Origin of the sequence: Paenibacillus alvei DSM 29 (assembly GCF_000293805.1) — a bacterium.
GTDB lineage: Bacteria > Bacillota > Bacilli > Paenibacillales > Paenibacillaceae > Paenibacillus_B > Paenibacillus_B alvei.
The window spans coordinates 124,125-142,405 of record NZ_AMBZ01000003.1; the positions used below are offsets into that span (position 1 = coordinate 124,125).

Consider the following 18,281-nt stretch of genomic DNA (forward strand, 5'->3'; position numbering starts at 1 on the left):
AGGTCGGAAATGGTGTTCTGCTGTAATATCTACAGTTTTTACGAATTAGGCAATGACAAGGGTTCCGAGACTGTTAGTTGGAGCGATCACCAGAGTGTCACCCGGCAAAAACGTTCTTGTAAATGTCAATGTCAGTAAGAAGATACTGTTCAGTGTTCCAAACGGAACGCATTGTTTGCTATTAAAGAGAGTCAGGAAGTCTACATCAAGTGATATTACAGGCGGGCTCAATACCAATGTTTTTGATTCGAAAGTTGTCTGCACTTTCAATGAGGCGAGCTGTGGCGGGATGCCAAGGTTATTCTTAGTAGCAATGTGAAGGTCGCATAGACTTTGATTTATGCCATTTTGAAGCACAAGCTCAAACTTATTTCTACCTACGAGCAATTCAGACAAATTATCGAATATTAGTGTTCTATTAAACAAAATAGCCATCACTTCACCCCCAATCTTGCCGGTCTGCAAAATTATTATATGAGCGGTAGAATGAGGTGGCTTGTATGGTTACACCGGATGCGATGATTTCATACAAAATTGGTTCTACAGCGTATAGGAGAGCATGCGCTCGTGCAATGACGCGTGATGATGTTATTTTTCTGGAGGACTGGAATATCAATAACGATAGAAGTCATTTTCCGACTGTAGAGGCTTTTGTTTTCCTTTCCTGGAACCTGTATAATATGTGGAAATAAGCTTCATATTTTGTATCTAAAGGAGACGAATAATGGATTTACCCCCGAGTATCAGCTTCATTTTAGTAGCAATACTGATTATCCTTACCGGCTTTTTTGTAGCCACAGAGTTCGCAATCATTAAAATCCGCTCCAGCCGTGTTGATCAATTGGTTCTGGAAGGACGCAAAAATGCGCTTGCGGTGAAACAAGTGACGAGCAATCTTGATGGCTATTTGTCAGCGTGTCAATTAGGCATTACGATTACAGCGCTGGGACTTGGTTGGCTGGGAGAACCTTCGGTTGAGAAGGTGCTTCATCCCGTATTTGTATGGTTATCTGTTCCACAGCAGGCAGGGTCTATTCTTTCCTTTGTGATTGCATTTATCGTCATTACGTTCCTTCATGTGGTGGTAGGTGAGCTTGCCCCGAAGACACTGGCGATTCAGAAGTCGGAGAAGATCAGCTTGCTGTTTGCAAGACCGATTATCTGGTTTCACAAGGTGATGTATCCGTTCATCTGGTTGTTGAACAGCTCTGCAAATGGATTTATCCGCTTATTTGGATTGAAGCCTGCGAAAGAACAGGAAGAAGCTCATTCCGAGGAAGAGCTCCAAATTATTTTGAATGAGAGCTATGAAAGCGGTAAAATCAATAAAACCGAGTTTGGATATGTAAGCCGCATATTTGCATTTGACGAATTGCTGGCTAAGGAAATTATGGTGCTTCGAACCGATATGATCTGCTTGTCGGAAGACTTGCCTGTCGTAGAGAGCATCCCCGTAATGAAGCGAGAGCAGTATACCCGATATCCCATTATCCGTGGAAGCAAGGACTTTATTGTGGGCATGATCAACACAAAGCAGTTGTTCCTGCAGTATGATGAAGCGGCTGATAAGAAATTGTCTGACATCATGCTTCCTGTTCTTACCGTCTCTGAATCTACACCGATCAATCAACTCCTGAAGCGCATGCAGAAAGAAAGCACGCATATGGCGATCCTGATTGACGAGTATGGCGGAACATCAGGCATGATCACGATTGAAGATATATTGGAAGAAATCGTTGGCGACATACGCGATGAATTCGATAAGGAAGAGCGTCCTGAGATTGAACGAGTGAATGAGCACACCTTCATTTTCGATGGCAAGGTGCTGCTTACCGACGTGAATAACTTGCTCTCCACTGATCTTGAGCATGAAGATATCGATACAATCGGAGGATGGTTGTATGATCGAATGCCGGACTGCAAAAAGGGTTCTCAGTTGGAATGGAATGGCGTTCAATTCACCGTGCTTGAGCGGGAAAAACATCGAATTCGCAAAGTTCAGATTGCGACAGGTCAACCTGTTACGATGCTGGAGTTCGATGACATAGAAGCTGAGCAATCTTCGCTCTAATGTAAAAAGAAGCACCCTCAGAACCATTTAGGTTTTGCAGGGTGCTTCTTCGTTTCATCTAATCAAACTGAACCGCATTATGCTCTATACCGCTAATTTCAAAGAAAGTACGAATTATTGCAGTACGACCGTATCGCCTTCTTTAAGTCCTTCCAGCACCTCGGTCTTTTCACTTGTCTCCAAGCCAACCTTGATATCTTTACGCTCTACTTGACCATTTCCTTTATCCAGCATGACGTAGACGCTGTCCTTCTCACGCATTACCGCAACAGTAGGAACGACAATCGCATTCTCTTTACGCTGCGTCTCGATTTGGCCAGTAAGGCTAAGGCCGGCAATCAGGTTCTCATTGGCATCGAGTCCGATGATGACTTCGAATTGTGCAGGCTGATTGCTTTGTTCTTCGGATACAGCCTTAGCGAACTTGGACACCTTTAGAACTTTACCTTGAAGCTTGACATTCTTCATGGCGTTCATCTTTACCTCAACAGCCATGCCAGGCTTAATCCGGAATACATCTTGTTCGCCAACAAGAGTGACGAGCTGCAATTTCTTCAAATCTACGATTTTACCGACGCGATCATTTTCCTTTAATGCTTTCGGAATTTTGTTCGGGTCATCATACAGGAAAATGCCAGGCGAAGGGGCGATGTATTCGGATGCATCCACCTTTTTCTGCTTCTGAGCAATTTCCTTGCGTTGAATATCGACCGTCACATTGTTAAGCTCTTGCTGCAGCTTGGTCGTTTCTTTTTCGACGAATTTTTTCTTCATTTCGGCCTCCGTGGAAGGAAGGGCTTGATCTTCTTCCCCGAGGGCGGATTGGTATTTCGCAAGCTGTGTTTCCAACTGCTGCTTCTTGATGGCAGCTTCCGCTTGTGCGATTTCATTCGTTAGCGAACTTGGATCGAGGCGGAAAATGAGGTCGCCCTTTTTCACCTGCTGTCCGTCTTTCACTGCCCATTGCTTCACCTCGGCACCGAATGGAGCATATACGATTGTTTCCTTCTCGTATGTCGATTTTCCCTTTACCTCGATATGGTTGACAAGTGTTTCCTTCGTAACGGGGAAGGTGATAGCACCTGCATTATCCATTGGAACTTCCGGCTGCGCAGGGTTGGCGAATCGGTACAATCCAAAGCTGATACCGCCTAAAATAAGTATGATAATTGACCATTTTAATATCGATTTCATATGGTTATGTCCTCCTCTATGTGGAACAACTGCGGACTGCAATTGAACGATGGCACTTAGTCTCGCTTAATAGCGGTTAGAGCATCGGTACGAGAGGCGCTGATGGCTGGATATATACCAGACAGAATGCCTGTCACGATCGCAAAAATAATTCCGATTGGAATATTGGATAAGGAGATGAAGATAATCGCATCTCCTGTACTCTCTGACATTGTACTTGCTGTCACCCCGTTAATGGCCCATACGATCCAGTAAGACAGCATAACTCCAATCAATCCGCCAACCAATCCAAGCAGTGCCGCCTCAATGATGAACATATTGCGAATTTGTCTCAGGTTCGCCCCGAGTACCTTCATGATGCCGATCTGTCGGCGCCGCTGATAGGTTGACATGGTCATCGCGACCACAATCGAAATGGAAGCGATGAAAAGAACAAATAGGCCAATGCCCAGTGCAATCGTTTTAATAATGGCGAAGTTCTCCTGCAAACGATCCTTCTGGTGCAGGTTTGTTTGTGTGTTCAGCGTTAGCTTCTTAATTTGCTTCTCGACTTGTCCTACATTCGCTTGATCGTCTACTTTCACGATGACATTGTTATATGTACCATGTTCTTCATTGCCGTTATTCAAGCGCAGCTCTTGCATCAGCATTTTGCCGGTTTCAAGAGATACGTAAAGTTTCTTATCGTATGCTACCTGATTCTCACTGACACCGGCCGGCTTCTTAAGTATGCCAGATACCCGAAGCGGAGAGCTCGTGTAGGTCTTGCTGTCGCCATTACCCAGCATCGTTTTGAGACGTATTTGTCGCTGATACATCGCAGTAGGGATGCGATTAAGATTGTTGTACTGCTCCATTAGTGAATCGTCATACGGATTGTTAGACAACTGTTCGATCAGGTTATCCATCGTTTCTTGATCAACAAGTCCTAGGGTTCCTCCATAGTTTAAGATGACGGTACCATCGAGGTCGGAAGGAGAACCCTGCATAAATTTGTTGTCAAATTGAGTTAACGAATTGAGATCTGTTGCAAATACTTCAATTCCAGTACGGCGGTCATCCAATGTGCTCATTTCCAAATAACCAAATTGCTGGAATGGCGCCACTGCCTTTACATGAGGGATGTTGCGGATGACCTCAATCTTTTGCGCTGTAATCTTTCCGCGTTCTACGTTCTCGTTATCTGCACCTTTGGCCTGCTGTCCGCCGTTTTTGCCTTGATTTCCGCCTTGGCTGACCCCCGTATTCGGAGTAACCGTAATTTCGTCCATCTTTAAAAAGGAGTTCAATTGTTTTTCTGCAAACATTTGTGCAGATTCCCCGACGCTCATCGCAATAATAATTGCGGCACAGCCAATCGAAATTCCAGCCGCACATAAGCCAGTAACAACCTTACGTCTCTTCAATTGATCCCATGATAGATGGAGGTAGTCTCGTACTCTCACGACTGCTCACCTCCAACGGGATGAAGAACTTTTCGTCCTGAACAGCTTCTGTCGTCAACATTGGACTTACGTGCGTGTGCAATCCGTCCTCGATCAATATGCCATCCTTTAAAGTAATAATGCGTTTTGTTTGTTCGGCCACTTCCATTTCATGTGTGACGATAATGAAGGTGGTGTCTACGGTTTCGTTTAAGTTTTTTAGGATTGCGATGATTTCTTCTTCTGTTCGTGTATCCAGATTACCGGTAGGCTCGTCCGCAAAAACAACCGATGGCTCGGTAATAAGCGAGCGTGCGATACTGACACGCTGCTGCTGCCCACCAGACAATTGAGATGGGAACAGTTCAGCCTTGTCAGGAATACCAACCTGTTCAAGCAGACGGATCGCCTTTTGCTTTCGTTCGGCTGGACGTATGCCTTGGAAAATAAGTGGGAGCTCTACATTTTCACGTACAGTTAAATTGGCTATTAGCTCGTACGCTTGAAATATGAAACCAATATGCTTGCGTCGAAATTCAGCAAGTGAGTTCTCGTTCAGCTTTACAATATCCTGATCTGCAATATAAATGCTCCCTTCAGTTGGCTTCATTAAGCCCGCCATTAAGTTGAGCAATGTGGATTTACCAGAACCTGAGCTGCCTAGCAGTGCAACCATCTCGCCGCGCTTAACTTCAAAATTAATGGAATGCAGTACTTGGGTTGTTTCGGGGCCGTTCTTAAATGAGTGTGACAGACCTTCGACACGTAGCATTCGGCTCCTCCTTTCTTTCTATTACTTCGATGTAGGTATGTATTGATCTAGGAAATGACAGTGTTCCATACGGTGGATAAACGTGAAAGTTTCTTCCTAAGTTGCATTGTGACAATATTGTAAGGAGAACTCGAGAATTGTCACGCAAATTGAGGATTCGTTGTTATTCGCGATGTCGGCATGGTATGCTGTAATGGCATGGCTTAAGAAGGCATGTGTACATTTTGACATAAAACCTGGATCGAAGAAGCACATCAACCCGTGCAGCATGGAGGTGAGCATGCAGTGGCAAAAAAATGAGGTTGGACAAACTATTAGGACATATGGGCTGCGGCAGTCGCTCAGAAATTAAAAAGTGGGCAAAAAGCGGCTTGATTCAAGTCAATGGGCGGTTAATTAAGGACAGCGGTGTACAGGTAGATCCTGATATAGATGAAGTGATGCTTGACGGTGAACAGATTCGATATCGTGAATTTGTGTACATTATGCTGAATAAGCCGCAGGGCGTCATTTCAGCAACGGAGGATTTGCGAGAGCGTACGGTCATTGATCTGCTGCCAGATGAGCTTCGTCATTTTGAACCCTTCCCGGTAGGACGGCTGGACAAGGATACCGAAGGCTTGCTGTTGCTTACGAATGACGGCAAGCTGGCACATGATCTGTTATCTCCGAAGAAGCATGTTCCAAAAACATATGTAGCGACCGTTAGAGGACGGGTCGACAATGATGATGGAGCGGCGTTTCGTCAAGGTGTCGAACTTGATGATGGGTATGTGACAAAGCCAGCGCATCTTGTAATCTCCGGTCATGAGGAGCAAGCAGATGGAACGGTGCATTCCTTTATCGAACTGACAATTACGGAGGGGAAGTTCCATCAAGTGAAGCGAATGTTCGAGTCGGTAGGGAAGCAAGTAATTTATTTGAAACGTATCCAAATGGGAACGCTAGATTTGGATCCCGTACTCAAGCTTGGTGAATGGAGAGAGTGTACAGCAGAAGAGCTAGAAGCACTTCAGCAGCATCAGCAATAAGGAAGGTTTAATGATTGAAAATTCATATGGCTGACAACATATAAAGGCTAGAGAGAAAAGGGAGAGATCAATGATGAATTATCGCATTGTAGCGTTAGATATGGATGGAACACTGCTGCATGATGATCATACGCTGTCCAACGCGAATGCGGAGGCGATTCGCAAGGTCGCTGCTCAAGGCGTGGAGATTGTATTGTGCACGGGAAGAAGCCCAATTAGTACACTTCCATACTTAGAAGAGCTTGGCCTTGATGGTGTGGTAATTACCCACAATGGCGCTGCCACCGTCGCTTCAGAAGGACGCAAACTGCTTCATCGCTTCGATATTCCAAGTGCAGGATTGGAGCCTTATATTCAATACTGTCGTGAGAATGGGGTTCACTTTGATATTAATACCGCTTTCGAATTATATGTGGACAAGCTGAATGAACTGACCCCGGAGATGCTGCATTTATACCGCCAATTCCTAATTGAGCCGAAGCAGTTTCCAGGTTGGACGGGCTTGCCGCATGCGCCTGTGAAGCTGACAATGAGCGGACATAAGGAAGAGATAGATCAAGTAGAGCATGAATTGAATGAATGGACACATGAGCACAATTTTATTCGCTCAGGGGACTACTTTATCGATATTATGCATAAGGATGCAACGAAGGGAAATGCGCTCAAGCAGCTTGCTGCGATGCGCGGCGTACCGCGTGAACAGGTGCTCGCCATCGGCAACTATTATAACGATATGACAATGATCCAATTTGCAGGCATGGGCGTAGCCATGGATAATTCCCCGCTTGAGGTGAAGGCTGCAGCACAGGAAGTCACGTTGTCGAACAACGAGGATGGAGTGGCTGCTACCTTGCTGAAGTATTGCTAGTGGCTGGTTCTGTCTTTGGGAGATAGGGGGGCGTAACCCCGTTCAAGGTAAAGGGGTGCTACCGGCTCTTTCATCCATCCGATTGCAATAGCATGATCGATGAATAATAAGCCGCTGTCCTTGCACAATCGAAGCTTCAGCTTGAAGCATCTCATTGTGCAAGATCAGTGGCTTTTTCCTGCGTATACAGGAGCTTTTGCTTTCTATCCGGTTGTGCGCAATCCCTTCGGATAATGGTTTTTTAGCTGACCGCCTGATGCTTTGCCGAAGCCAATAGGCAGACCGTCAATAGAAACGAGTGTCCAGCCCTTAAGTTGGGCATTGTCACCTTCTAACGGAAGTGCTTCTCCACGCAAGTATGCCTCAGCAGCGGAATCTGTTGCAGCGAATGAGATGGATTGAGCTGCCTCCTTCGCAGAGCGGCAATACAACGCCAGCGCATGGGCAGGTTCGATGCGATTTTTGCGCAGATGTGCCAGATGCAGACCGGCACGAGGTACGCGAAGTCCTCGCAGCGTTTCGCCGCCTTGCAGTGCATGTATAGCGGAAACATTGCCTTGCGGTAGCCAATACAATTCTTCACCAAACAGCAACGGTATGCCTTGTGGCAGGTGAAGTCCAGGAAGGTACTCGCGTTTCCACGCTTCGAACTGTGAATAAGCAGCTTGGGGATCGCTGACTCGTGAGCCGCTGCTTTTACGTCCCTGCTTACGGCTTCGCATGTTGGTGTTGGATGCTTCCGTAGAAGCAGAATGGTCTGCTTGCCACTGTAATACGGCGACGAAATGACCCTCTCCTTCCGCTTGATGCGGCCAAATGCGCTCCATGCGGAGTAGCTTGAACTGATCGAAGTGTCGGAGCCAATGATCAATAATCTCTTCATTTTCCTGGCGATTGAAGGTGCAAGTGGAATAGGCGATTGTCCCGCCTGGCTTCAACATGGCTACCGCTGCCTGAATGATGTCCCACTGCCGTGCTGCACACATTGCAACATGCTCGGGCGACCATTCGCGTATTGCATCCTCATCCTTGCGGAACATGCCCTCACCAGAGCAAGGCGCATCGAGCATAATGCGATCGAATGCGTGCGGGAATTTCGACGCCAGTGCGTGCGGATCGGACTGGGTGACAATTGTGTTGCCGATTCCCATTCGCTCAATATTTTCAGCCAATATTTTAGCGCGTTGAGGATGGATCTCATTTGCGATCAGGACGCCTTCGCCGCGCATACGCCCTGCAATGTGGGTGGATTTTCCTCCAGGAGCAGCAGCAAGATCCAGAATGAATTCGCCTGGCTGAGGATCAAGCAGGGCGACGGCCGACATTGCCGATGGTTCCTGAATATAATAAAAGCCTGCTGCATGATACGGATGCTTCCCTGGTCGAGAGGCTTCATCATAGTAGTATCCCTCTTCACACCAAGGGACAGGCCGCAGATGAAATAGCTGCTCTGCATTCAAGCGTGCATCAGCATGAGTAATCCATTTTGTGGGGTTGGCACGAAGTCCGAAGGTGCGCGGATCCTTATAACTGAGCAAAAATGCATCCCCATCCTTTGGGAGCATTTGCTTCATTTGTTCGATATAGGCTTGTGGCAATGACAAAGTTGTTGCATCTAGGGACATGTTACAGCTCCTTTCTGAATGGGTATAAAATAATCAGCATTGTATAGTTTACCGGACTGCTAGGCTTCGATGCAACGATGAATGACAGGAAACGTAGTCCAGCCAACCGCTCATTTACTAGGCAGATATTCATTTATGGATATATTCGGATCAGGTTACAATAATGTAAGACTCTTTTGCGAAACGTTAATGTAAGCTTGTACGTATGGAGTAGGTGGCAGGATTGGTGATTGGTATGATCAACTCATGGATACAATTTGACTAGGGGATCTAGAAGTTAGGGGACAGGCTGCGAGAGCGCCGTGTACAATAGGAGAAAGGAGCGGATGAATGGTGAATGATGTCGTTGTAGAACTACAAAATGTTACGAAAAAGATAAAAGGAAAAACCATTATCGATAATTTGTCATTCAGCGTACGACGCGGGGAAGTGTACGGGTTCCTTGGACCGAATGGAGCGGGGAAGACAACAACAATACGGATGATGGTCGGCCTGATGTCCATGACGTCCGGAAATATTATGATTGAGGGGCATAATATACGAACAGATCGCTCCAAGGCTATGGCCCATGTGGGAGCAATCGTAGAGAATCCAGAGCTTTATAAATTTATGACCGGGCGCAAAAATCTCCAGCATTTCGTTCGGATGAGCGGCAAGCCGATTACAGAGGAACGCATCAAGGAGATCGTCAAGCTTGTTGATTTGGAGAATGCGCTGGACAAGAAGGTAAAGACATATTCCCTTGGAATGCGTCAGCGTCTAGGTGTGGCGCAGGCTTTGCTTCATAATCCTTCGATATTGATTTTGGATGAGCCTACGAATGGACTTGATCCGGCCGGGATTCGTGAGCTGCGGGATTATTTGCGCCATCTTGCCAAAAAGGAAAATATCTCGATTCTCGTGTCTAGTCACTTGCTGTCGGAAATTGAACTGATGTGTGATCGTGTCCTGATTATTCAGAACGGCAAGTTCGTCGGAGAACGATCACTTGATCCGAATGAAGAAGGACAACAATCTGCTGCTGTGGCGATCCGCTTTGAGGTAGACAATGCTGCTAAAGCAGCGGAAGTACTGGCATCTGCAGAATGGAAGACAATTGTAGAGGCAGACAGCGCAATTAAGATTGAATTACTACATGACGAGATTCCGGCAGCGGTACAGAAGCTCGTTCAAGCGGGCGTTCTCATTTATGAAGTGCGTGCAGTTGCACCGACATTGGAAGAGACGTTCTTGTCCATGACGAAAGGGGGACGCATTGAATGAGATACTTTGTATCCCTTGTGCAAAATGAATGGATGAAGGCGAACAGCAAGCGCCAGGTTCCATATTTTTATGCGTTTATTGCGGTTATTACTTTGATGGTAGCTGTCGCAATGCGGTTCTTCATTTTTAAAAGTGATCCATATCCGTATATGGCCTTTGCAAGTGACATTAACTTTTTGTTCAGCTCGCTCATTGGCATCTTTATTATGGTCGTCTCTGCGCAAATTGTTACCGATGAGTATCGAGATGGAACGATTAAGCAGCTGTTAATTAGACCAGCGAGCCGCACTATGGTGCTTGCATCTAAGATGGTTACTGTTGTCCTCATCTTGTTGTCGGTCTATGTATTTACTGTCATCTGCAGTATAGTATTCGGAATGATATTCTTCAGCTTCATGTCCGCAGATGTTACATTAGTGGTAATATTGAAAGATATCCTATTCCGGATACCAGATGTCCTGTTCTACGCGGTGCTTGCCATGACAGCTGCTGTGCTTACACGCAGCCTGGGTCTGGCGATTACCGTTCCGATTGTCATTAAGTCTGTCGTTGGAGCAGGAATGTACTTCTTTGCCGGCAAGCCTTGGTACAAGTTTTTAATTTTCCCGAACTTGAACTGGCAGCCATACTTCAATGGTGGGGATAACCTTCCATTCAAGGAAGCGAGCTTCGGATTCAGTGTTACGATCTATGCGGTGTACATGATCGTGCTTCTCGGCGCATCGCTCATCATTTTTAATAAAAGAGATGTGCAATAGTTTATATTTGAAATAACAGTAACGCCTTCCCTTACATGAAGATGCAGGAGAAGGCGTTACTTATTTATTACGACATATCTCTTGAAGCTTTCTGGATGTGCATATAACTCGTAACCTGATTTTTACCGTGAGTTTTAGAATAGTACATAGCCTGGTCGGCTTCACGTACAATATCGTCTGAAGTCATATATTTGCGAAGAGTGCTACGCCCGATACTAATCGTTACGGTTGTCTCTTGTTCCACGCGATGCCGAATCTTTTCTGCGATTTGTTCTACCCGGGCATTACGGTGCGTAAGAAGAGCGACTAATTCCTCGCCGCCGAAACGTCCAGGTATACCGTATTCCTCTACTTCCTCGCGTATAATAAGAGAGACCTGCTTCAAAATTTCGTCCGCTTGATCATGACCGTAGGTATCGTTTACCTTTTTGAAATTGTCGATGTCGCAAAAGATAAATGAAATTTTATACTCATTACGGATATATTGCTGCATCACTTTCATGATATGTCTACGGTTGAATAGTCCGGTCAGCCCGTCTGTAATGGAGGTTCGATAGGTCATGTGCAACAGCTCGACCACGCGCTCGAACAGGATGAAGAACAATAGGGTGTAATAAGCAAGTGGGAGAAGTCGTTCCAGCAGGAACAACTGCTTGTTATTGTACGCAAACAGTAAGGCATTTATAGTTGTTAGTGATATGGTGGCAAAGTATGCCGCTAAGCTGCATATATAAGTGATACGCTGTCCGATTCTTGGGGCTACCCACACATAACAAAATAAAGCCGCAATCATAAGATATAGAAGCAGTGGCCATGCGCTTCCGATGGTTGGTGTAATGTTCCTATCAAAAGGGATGGACAGCATTGCTGCAATTGGGATAATCAACAGCATGCCATAGAAGCGGATTCGATAACCACGCGTTGGCCTTTTATAGAGCCGATATATCGCCATATTCATGAGAATGAAGGAAAACGCTTGCAAGGTGGTTCCGACGACAAACCATTGATAGACCTGGAGGTTCCATTGCAGCCATGGCAGGCTGATCACATCTGTAAACCGTTCTGCAGCCATGAGGAGCAGAGATACAACTAATAAGATATATGCTGGAGAACGCTGCCGGATATAGAGGCGAATGGCCATCAAAATCATGATGAAGGTAATGTAAAGGATACAGGAAGATGCTAGTCCGATCACGTTATTCACGTAAGAAAGGGAATTAGCCGAATGAGTCATGAGTGACAGCTCCATTAGGAAGGTTCTTTACTGAAACATATGTTCTAATATATCATAAAGGTTGAACGGCGAAAAGCGCGAACAAGAAGGAGGCCTCGCATGAATATTTTGCAAGCCTTGTTTTTCCCGCCTGAACAACCGGGAGGAGTATCCTCCATGGTTCCATATATACTGGATCGATTCCAGCCTCCTCATTGGGAGATGGAGATTTTTTCGCTGCCGAAGCGATTACGGGGCAAGGGACAGGAGGAAGTCCATTTTCAAACATTCGATTGGAACCAGTACGGAGAAAGCCCAATCGTACAGAAGTATATTCAGACATACCGTGACTATATCTGGTGGACGAAGCTGCGGCTGAGCAGGCACTACGACCTGATCCATGCCCATCATCCGATTGCGGGTCTTGTTATGAAGCAGTTGTACCCTGATACGCCGGTCATCATGACGATTCACTCCAGCTTTGAGCAGGAGCTCATTTTAAACGGCAAGATTGAGCCGAATGGGCCGGAGCACAAGTTTCTTACGTCTCTTTATGGCGAACTTGAGCATCAGGTGGATGAAATGATGACGGTGTCATATTCATTTAGAACCTATTTGGAGCCTTATGTCCGTCATGCAGAGCGAATAGAGGTACTGCCGAATGGCTTTGATGAAAAGCGATTCAAGCCGATCGCACACGATAATGTTGTCCCTCAACTGATTACGATGTGCCGCTTAGTTCCTGCAAAGGGGCTCGATGTACTGCTTCATGCGTGTGCAGAATTAAAGCGGCGGGGCCATGCTTATGTACTTCATATTATTGGTGATGGGCCGATTCGCAAGGAACTTGAGCAGCTTGCACAAGAGCTGTCAATTTATGATGACACGATATTTTACGGCTATATGCTTCATCCGGAAGAATTTATGCCGTTTTTTGATATTTTTGTACTGCCTTCACGGGCGGAAGCGTTCGGTTCTGTGTTTGCGGAGGCGGCACTGTGCTGGTTATCGCTCATCGGAACGAATGTGGGCGGGATTGCAGAACAGATCGAAGATGGAGTCAATGGACTGCTTGTACCGCCAGATGATCCAATTGCACTCTGTAATGCGCTGGAGCGGGCAATGATGGATGGATCGTTCCGATATGAACTTGCGCGGGCAGCGTGGGCGAAGGCGAAGCAAATCTATTCACTGACACGCATCGTCAATGAGCTTAAACGTAAATATGTACATTATCAACCGAAGCGGGGGTGAAGCATTGATTCCGTTTCGTTTTATCCATGCAGCAGATATGCATGTCGACAGTCCCTTCCGAGGCCTACAGGCCTTGCCGGATAAATTAAAAGAGGAAGTTCTGGAATCAACCTTTGCTGCCTGGGACAATTTAGTTCGTCTTGCGATTCGTGAAAAGGTGGACTTCGTGGTCATTAGCGGTGATTTATATGATGGCAAGGAGCGATCACTTAAGGCTCAGTGGCGGCTTCAACGAGGAATGGAGCAGCTTTACGAGCAGCGGATTCCAGTATACCTCATTCATGGCAATCATGATCCACTTCACCGCGAGGTGAAGTGGGAGTGGCCGGACAATGTCACTATATTCCCTACAAATGCTCCGCAAGCTGTTCTCGTTCCCAATAAGGATGGAGCTATGGTGGCGGTAGTGTGCGGCATGTCCTACGGTGATTCCGCAGTATATGAGAATTTAGCAGCTATGTATCCTGACTCTCCGGAATCTGCTGCTGTGCATAGCGATCATACAGCTCGTCATGATGAATGTGCCCTAGAAGCAAATGGAAATGTAAACGTCAAGATGAAGAGATTACATAGGAACCAGGGAGATGGAAGTCCAAGGCTATTCCGAATTGGTGTGCTGCATGGAACTGTGGATGGAAGAGCCGGACACGATCCTTATGCGCCATGCTCGAAGCGAGAGCTAATAGAGAAAAACTATGATTATTGGGCGCTTGGTCATATCCATATGAGAGAAGTACTGAACGAGTCTCCTTATATTGTGTATCCTGGAAATACACAAGGCAGGCATGTGAAAGAAATCGGCGCGAAAGGCTGTTACATGGTGGATGTAAGCGAGCATGGCAATGTCAGCTTGCAGTTCGAACCTTTGGATACGGTACGATGGCGCCAAGAACAAATCGATGTGAACGGCATCAGCTCCATGCAATCGATTATGCAGCTGCTTGATGAGAAAATGATGGCTTGGAAAAGTGGTACGGAAGGGCGGCTGACGCTCATTCGATTGGAATTAATCGGACGAACGGCATTGTACGCATCCCTCCAGCAGGAAGCATTGGCTGCACAGTGGATGGAAGCATGGCAAGCACAAGAAGTTGACGACTCCTTATTTGAGGGGGCATCAGGCCTTCTGTGGCCAGTTGCACTCCGTGTAAGCTGCACGCCAGATATTGATGTTGAACAGTGGGAAGCTTCCGATAGCTTCCCGGGAGATATGATCAGGATAGCGAGGCAGGCACAGCAGCATGAGGATACAAGCGAGGCCTTGATTCAGGATTCCCTGCAGACGCTTCAGCAGCATCCTCGCATGCGGAATTGGCTTGCTTCCCAATCTGGGGAGATACAGAAAGAGTGGATCGAGGAAGCGATGATGCTGGCAGTCGAATGGCTCCAGCGAGAGGTGAAGCGTTCATGAAAATATTGCGGATACATTTGATAGGATATGGAGGATTCCGTGATACGGTCATCCCGCTTGCCGAACGGGGATCTGGTGCAGGAATTACGCTGCTTCATGGCCCAAATGAAGCAGGTAAGAGTACCATTACTTCTTTCATTCGTGATATGCTGTATGGATTTCCGAAGCGCCGAAGCAATCCTTCCCGATTTATGCCGTCTGAGGGCAGTATGTATGGGGGACGTATGAATGTTCTCGATCGTAGTGGCGCCGAATGGTCGATAGAGCGCTGGGAGCAGGAGGGTGTCTCCCACACGAGCATTCGCAAGATGACAGAAGCAGGGATTGTGACAGAAGCCGATCAAACTCAATTGGAGAATGAATTGCTAGGGGGATTGAGTTCGGGGTTGCATAGCCGCTTATTTGGCATAACACTCGATGAGCTGCAGGAGTTGCAAACGCTGCAGGATGATGAGGTAGGGGCGTATTTATACGATGCTGGCCTATATGGAGGCAGAGGAATTACCGAGGCAGAACGATGGCTGCAGCAATCGATGGATGGGCTGTACAGGCCTAGAGGCCGCAATCAGCATATCAATCAGACGCTGCATGCTATGGACAAGCTGGAGCGGGGACAGCGGGAAGCTCACCGACATGCGGCTAAGCTAGGGGAGCTTGCGGAGCAAGTAACCCTTGTACGGCTTGAACTGAATCGGTGTGTGGAGAAGCGGACGCGGCTGCGTGCGGAGCTGGCGACGGCAGAGCGTGCTAGTGGAGTGGCAGATACATGGATTCGTTATGTAGCTGCCAAGCAGGAGTTGGAGGCTCAGCCAGCAGACTTGATTGCAAGGCTCCCTGAGCTTGCGACCCAATGGAATGAATGCGAACGGAAGCTCTCTGACATTGAAGCGGCTTGCAGAGGAATCGAGGATAAGCGTAAGGCGGCAGTTGCGAATTTGCTGGGGCAAGAGCCGTTCAGCCAACTGCTGGAGATGGAGGCTGAGACAAGACGCCTTGTGCAGTTGACCGATACGGTTCAGCATTGGAGAGAGGCCGCTGGCGAGGCAGAGCTGGAATACAGTGCGGCAGAAGCTGAACTGTGGCGGCTAGCACGCCAGACGGATGCATCGTGGACGCCAGAGAGGTTGCTTTCCAGCAATGCTTTCTCTTATATGGAACAGGTACAAGCGGCAGAGCTGCGTGCTGAAGCGTGCCGTTTAGCGGTTGCTCAATCGGAAGCTGGAATGGAGCGTTCAGCCCGTGAGGCCGAGAGCGCACTTCAGGAATACGAAGATGCAAAGAAGCTTCTCGAACGCTATGAAACTGACGGCGTGAATGGCAGCGGCTTTGCACCATCTGAGGAATGCGCAACTGATATTGCGCATACAGAACAGGCACTGGCTGATGCTGTACGGGTATGGAACGCTTCAACTGACGGTGGGTTGCATGTTCTCACAGGGGAACGCGCTCAGCCTCAGATGACCTCTTACTCACGCATGAATCGTAATGCATCGCGTTCATATAAGGTCTCGCACACGCGCGCGATTTATGGGTTTGGGCTCGGTGTGATGCTGCTTGCTGCCGGCTTGGGATGGATCGGACAGCAATGGCTTATGGCTGGTGTGATTGCTTTGGTAGGTTTGGTCGCGACAATTATTCTTGTATATATATCTTCCCAGTCATTTCCGTATTCTCCATCCCCACAGCATTCTTTTGACACAGCGTATCCGAATGAAAATGTTTCACACGGATTTGAGCATGCGGTATACGCTCATACCGAAGCGCTTCGTCAGCTTTTGCAACCCTATTTCTCCTCCTTGAAACGCAATTCGCATACAGCCGAGCTTGTTGATATCAGGAAGGCGTCTCAAGATGTTGCGGAGTGGCAGCGTGAACGGAAAGGCTTGCAAGAGACATGCCGTTCCTTGCATGAGATGGTAATCTCAGCAGAACGGCGCTATCGGCTTCTTACTGCAGAGCTCGGTGCTGCTCAGAAGAAAGAGGAGGAGCGCTATCGCGATTGGGTTGCCTGGCTGCGACAGGAATCTCTCCCGGAACAGCTCAGCCTGGCTGGAGTGAAAGAACTTGTCAGAAGGTTCGAACAGGCCGAAGAAGTGGAGCAGCAGCGTCTCCGTTCTGCAGAGAAGCGTACTCGTCTGCTTGGGCAGCTGGAGCTGTTCGAGCAGGATTGCAGCAGTCTGCTGCACAGAGCACAGCTGCTTATTTCCAGTCGTTCGCAACAAGAGAATCGGACAGGTTCGAACGAAGGAGGAGCAGTTGCTTCTTTACATGCTGCGACATCTCTTCGAGTGGAAGACGAAGGACTGCTGACCGGCTCTACAATAGGTGGATTATTCCGTTTGTTGGAACGAATTGAGCGTGAAAAGGAACGGGAGCTGGAATATCGCCAGCTGACGCTTCACAGCAACTCTTTGGAAGAAGAGTGGAGGGAACAGCAGGCTCAAGCTTTACAGACACAGGGAGCGATGGACAAGCTTCTTCTGGAAGCGAGGGTAAATACAGGTTATGAACTGCTGAGCAGTGCTGATGCATACAATCATAAGATCGAACTGGAGCGACTTATACGAGACTTGGAAGCAGTGCTGTACCGCGGTGGTAAACGAGCAGCATTTCAGTCAATGGAAGAGCTGTTAATCCACTATGACGGACGGGAGTTAGAGCAGCGGATCACTGAGCTTACATGTGAACTGGAGCTCGTAGACGAGCGCATTCGAGAGCTGGAAGGTCGCAAGGGGAGATTAGAGCAGGAAAGCGAGAGGCTGAAGCAAGAGGTGGAAGGGGCTTCTCACCATCAGGAGTTTGCGCTGCAGGAAGCGAGACTGGACGAGCAGGCTTCACGATATGCTGTTCTCGCGCTCGCCAAAACGCTAATCCAACGTACTCGAAAATTGTATGAGGAAGAAAAGCAGCCTCTTGTACTCAAACGCGCTGCTCATTATATGCTGCAAATGACCGCAGGACGATATACCCGGGTACTCATCCCGTTCGGTGAGAAAACAATTACGCTGGAACGGCGAGATGGTCAACTGGTGCGAAGCCATCATTTCAGCAGAGGAACTGCGGAGCAAGCGTATCTTTCTGTCCGATTTGCACTCGCTGAGGCTTTGGATCATCGAGCATCCGTTCCGTTCGTACTGGATGATATTTTGGTCAATTTCGATCGGGAGCGGGCTGGACTGGCAATTAAGGCACTTACTGAACTGTCTCGTTCACACCATGTCATCATGACGACCTGCCATCCTCATATTGCGCGAATGATCCAGCATGAACCAGAAGCGGCCAATGTAATTGAATTGGAACGATTAGAGTACTGTTGATAAAGAAGCAAAGGCGCAGTTGCCCTGTGAAGGGTAATGCGCCTTTTTTGCGTGGCAATTATCAGCCTTGAGTTTCAGCA

The 18,281-nt window shown here is 47.4% G+C and carries 14 protein-coding genes; 8 read left to right on the forward strand and 6 right to left on the reverse strand.

The window, feature by feature from the left end; all coding sequences use genetic code 11:
• Window positions 1–45: 45 nt before the first annotated feature.
• Window positions 46–435: a hypothetical protein gene (locus PAV_RS11115; protein WP_005546119.1), complete on the reverse strand. Its 390-nt coding sequence runs from the start codon at window positions 433–435 to the stop codon at window positions 46–48.
• Between the two features lie 289 nt (window positions 436–724).
• Here PAV_RS11115 and PAV_RS11125 point away from each other — a divergent pair, with 289 nt between their 5' ends.
• Window positions 725–2,071: a hemolysin family protein gene (locus tag PAV_RS11125; RefSeq protein WP_005546124.1), complete on the forward strand. Its 1,347-nt coding sequence runs from the start codon at window positions 725–727 to the stop codon at window positions 2,069–2,071.
• A 114-nt stretch (window positions 2,072–2,185) separates the two neighbouring features.
• On the opposite strand, the gene PAV_RS11130 is transcribed toward PAV_RS11125, so the two are convergent.
• The 3 genes from PAV_RS11130 to PAV_RS11140 are packed head-to-tail and all read right to left on the reverse strand — an operon-like array spanning window position 2,186 to window position 5,461.
• Window positions 2,186–3,265, reverse strand: a complete 1,080-nt coding sequence (locus PAV_RS11130) for an efflux RND transporter periplasmic adaptor subunit (RefSeq protein ID WP_005546125.1) — start codon at window positions 3,263–3,265, stop codon at window positions 2,186–2,188.
• Between the two features lie 56 nt (window positions 3,266–3,321).
• Window positions 3,322–4,710: an ABC transporter permease gene (locus PAV_RS11135; RefSeq protein ID WP_005546128.1), complete on the reverse strand. Its 1,389-nt coding sequence runs from the start codon at window positions 4,708–4,710 to the stop codon at window positions 3,322–3,324.
• A complete protein-coding gene (locus PAV_RS11140) occupies window positions 4,658–5,461 on the reverse strand; it encodes an ABC transporter ATP-binding protein (protein WP_005546130.1) in 804 nt (267 codons plus the stop codon). Before PAV_RS11140 ends, PAV_RS11135 begins: the two co-directional genes overlap by 53 nt.
• Window positions 5,462–5,757: 296 nt before the next feature.
• Here PAV_RS11140 and PAV_RS11145 point away from each other — a divergent pair, with 296 nt between their 5' ends.
• Complete coding sequence (locus tag PAV_RS11145; RefSeq protein WP_005546132.1) at window positions 5,758–6,492, forward strand: pseudouridine synthase; 735 nt, start codon at window positions 5,758–5,760, stop codon at window positions 6,490–6,492.
• A gap of 73 nt (window positions 6,493–6,565) precedes the next feature.
• Window positions 6,566–7,360 (forward strand): Cof-type HAD-IIB family hydrolase, encoded by a 795-nt coding sequence (locus PAV_RS11150; protein WP_040735804.1) that lies wholly within the window; start codon window positions 6,566–6,568, stop codon window positions 7,358–7,360.
• Between the two features lie 203 nt (window positions 7,361–7,563).
• On the opposite strand, the gene PAV_RS11155 is transcribed toward PAV_RS11150, so the two are convergent.
• Window positions 7,564–8,985, reverse strand: coding sequence for an RsmF rRNA methyltransferase first C-terminal domain-containing protein (locus PAV_RS11155; RefSeq protein WP_005546135.1), 1,422 nt, complete (start codon window positions 8,983–8,985; stop codon window positions 7,564–7,566).
• Window positions 8,986–9,318: 333 nt separating this feature from the next.
• Between PAV_RS11155 and PAV_RS11160 the strand changes: the two genes are divergently transcribed.
• On the forward strand, window positions 9,319–10,248 hold the full coding sequence (locus tag PAV_RS11160) for an ABC transporter ATP-binding protein (protein WP_040735866.1): 930 nt from the start codon (window positions 9,319–9,321) through the stop codon (window positions 10,246–10,248).
• Window positions 10,245–11,006: an ABC transporter permease gene (locus tag PAV_RS11165; protein WP_005546137.1), complete on the forward strand. Its 762-nt coding sequence runs from the start codon at window positions 10,245–10,247 to the stop codon at window positions 11,004–11,006. Before PAV_RS11160 ends, PAV_RS11165 begins: the two co-directional genes overlap by 4 nt.
• A 67-nt stretch (window positions 11,007–11,073) precedes the next feature.
• On the opposite strand, the gene PAV_RS11170 is transcribed toward PAV_RS11165, so the two are convergent.
• A complete protein-coding gene (locus tag PAV_RS11170; RefSeq protein ID WP_005546138.1) occupies window positions 11,074–12,240 on the reverse strand; it encodes a GGDEF domain-containing protein in 1,167 nt (388 codons plus the stop codon).
• Window positions 12,241–12,339: 99 nt separating this feature from the next.
• On the opposite strand from PAV_RS11170, the gene PAV_RS11175 reads away from it, so the two are divergent.
• Genes PAV_RS11175 through PAV_RS11185 form a run of 3 tightly spaced genes read left to right on the forward strand, consistent with a single transcriptional unit; the run spans window position 12,340 to window position 18,201 of the window.
• Entirely contained in the window at window positions 12,340–13,473 is a 1,134-nt protein-coding gene (locus PAV_RS11175; RefSeq protein ID WP_005546139.1) for a glycosyltransferase family 4 protein, read from the forward strand.
• A gap of 4 nt (window positions 13,474–13,477) precedes the next feature.
• On the forward strand, window positions 13,478–14,884 hold the full coding sequence (locus tag PAV_RS11180) for a metallophosphoesterase family protein (RefSeq protein WP_005546140.1): 1,407 nt from the start codon (window positions 13,478–13,480) through the stop codon (window positions 14,882–14,884).
• A complete protein-coding gene (locus PAV_RS11185; protein WP_157266777.1) occupies window positions 14,821–18,201 on the forward strand; it encodes an AAA family ATPase in 3,381 nt (1,126 codons plus the stop codon). Before PAV_RS11180 ends, PAV_RS11185 begins: the two co-directional genes overlap by 64 nt.
• The last annotated feature ends 80 nt before the right edge of the window (window positions 18,202–18,281 follow it).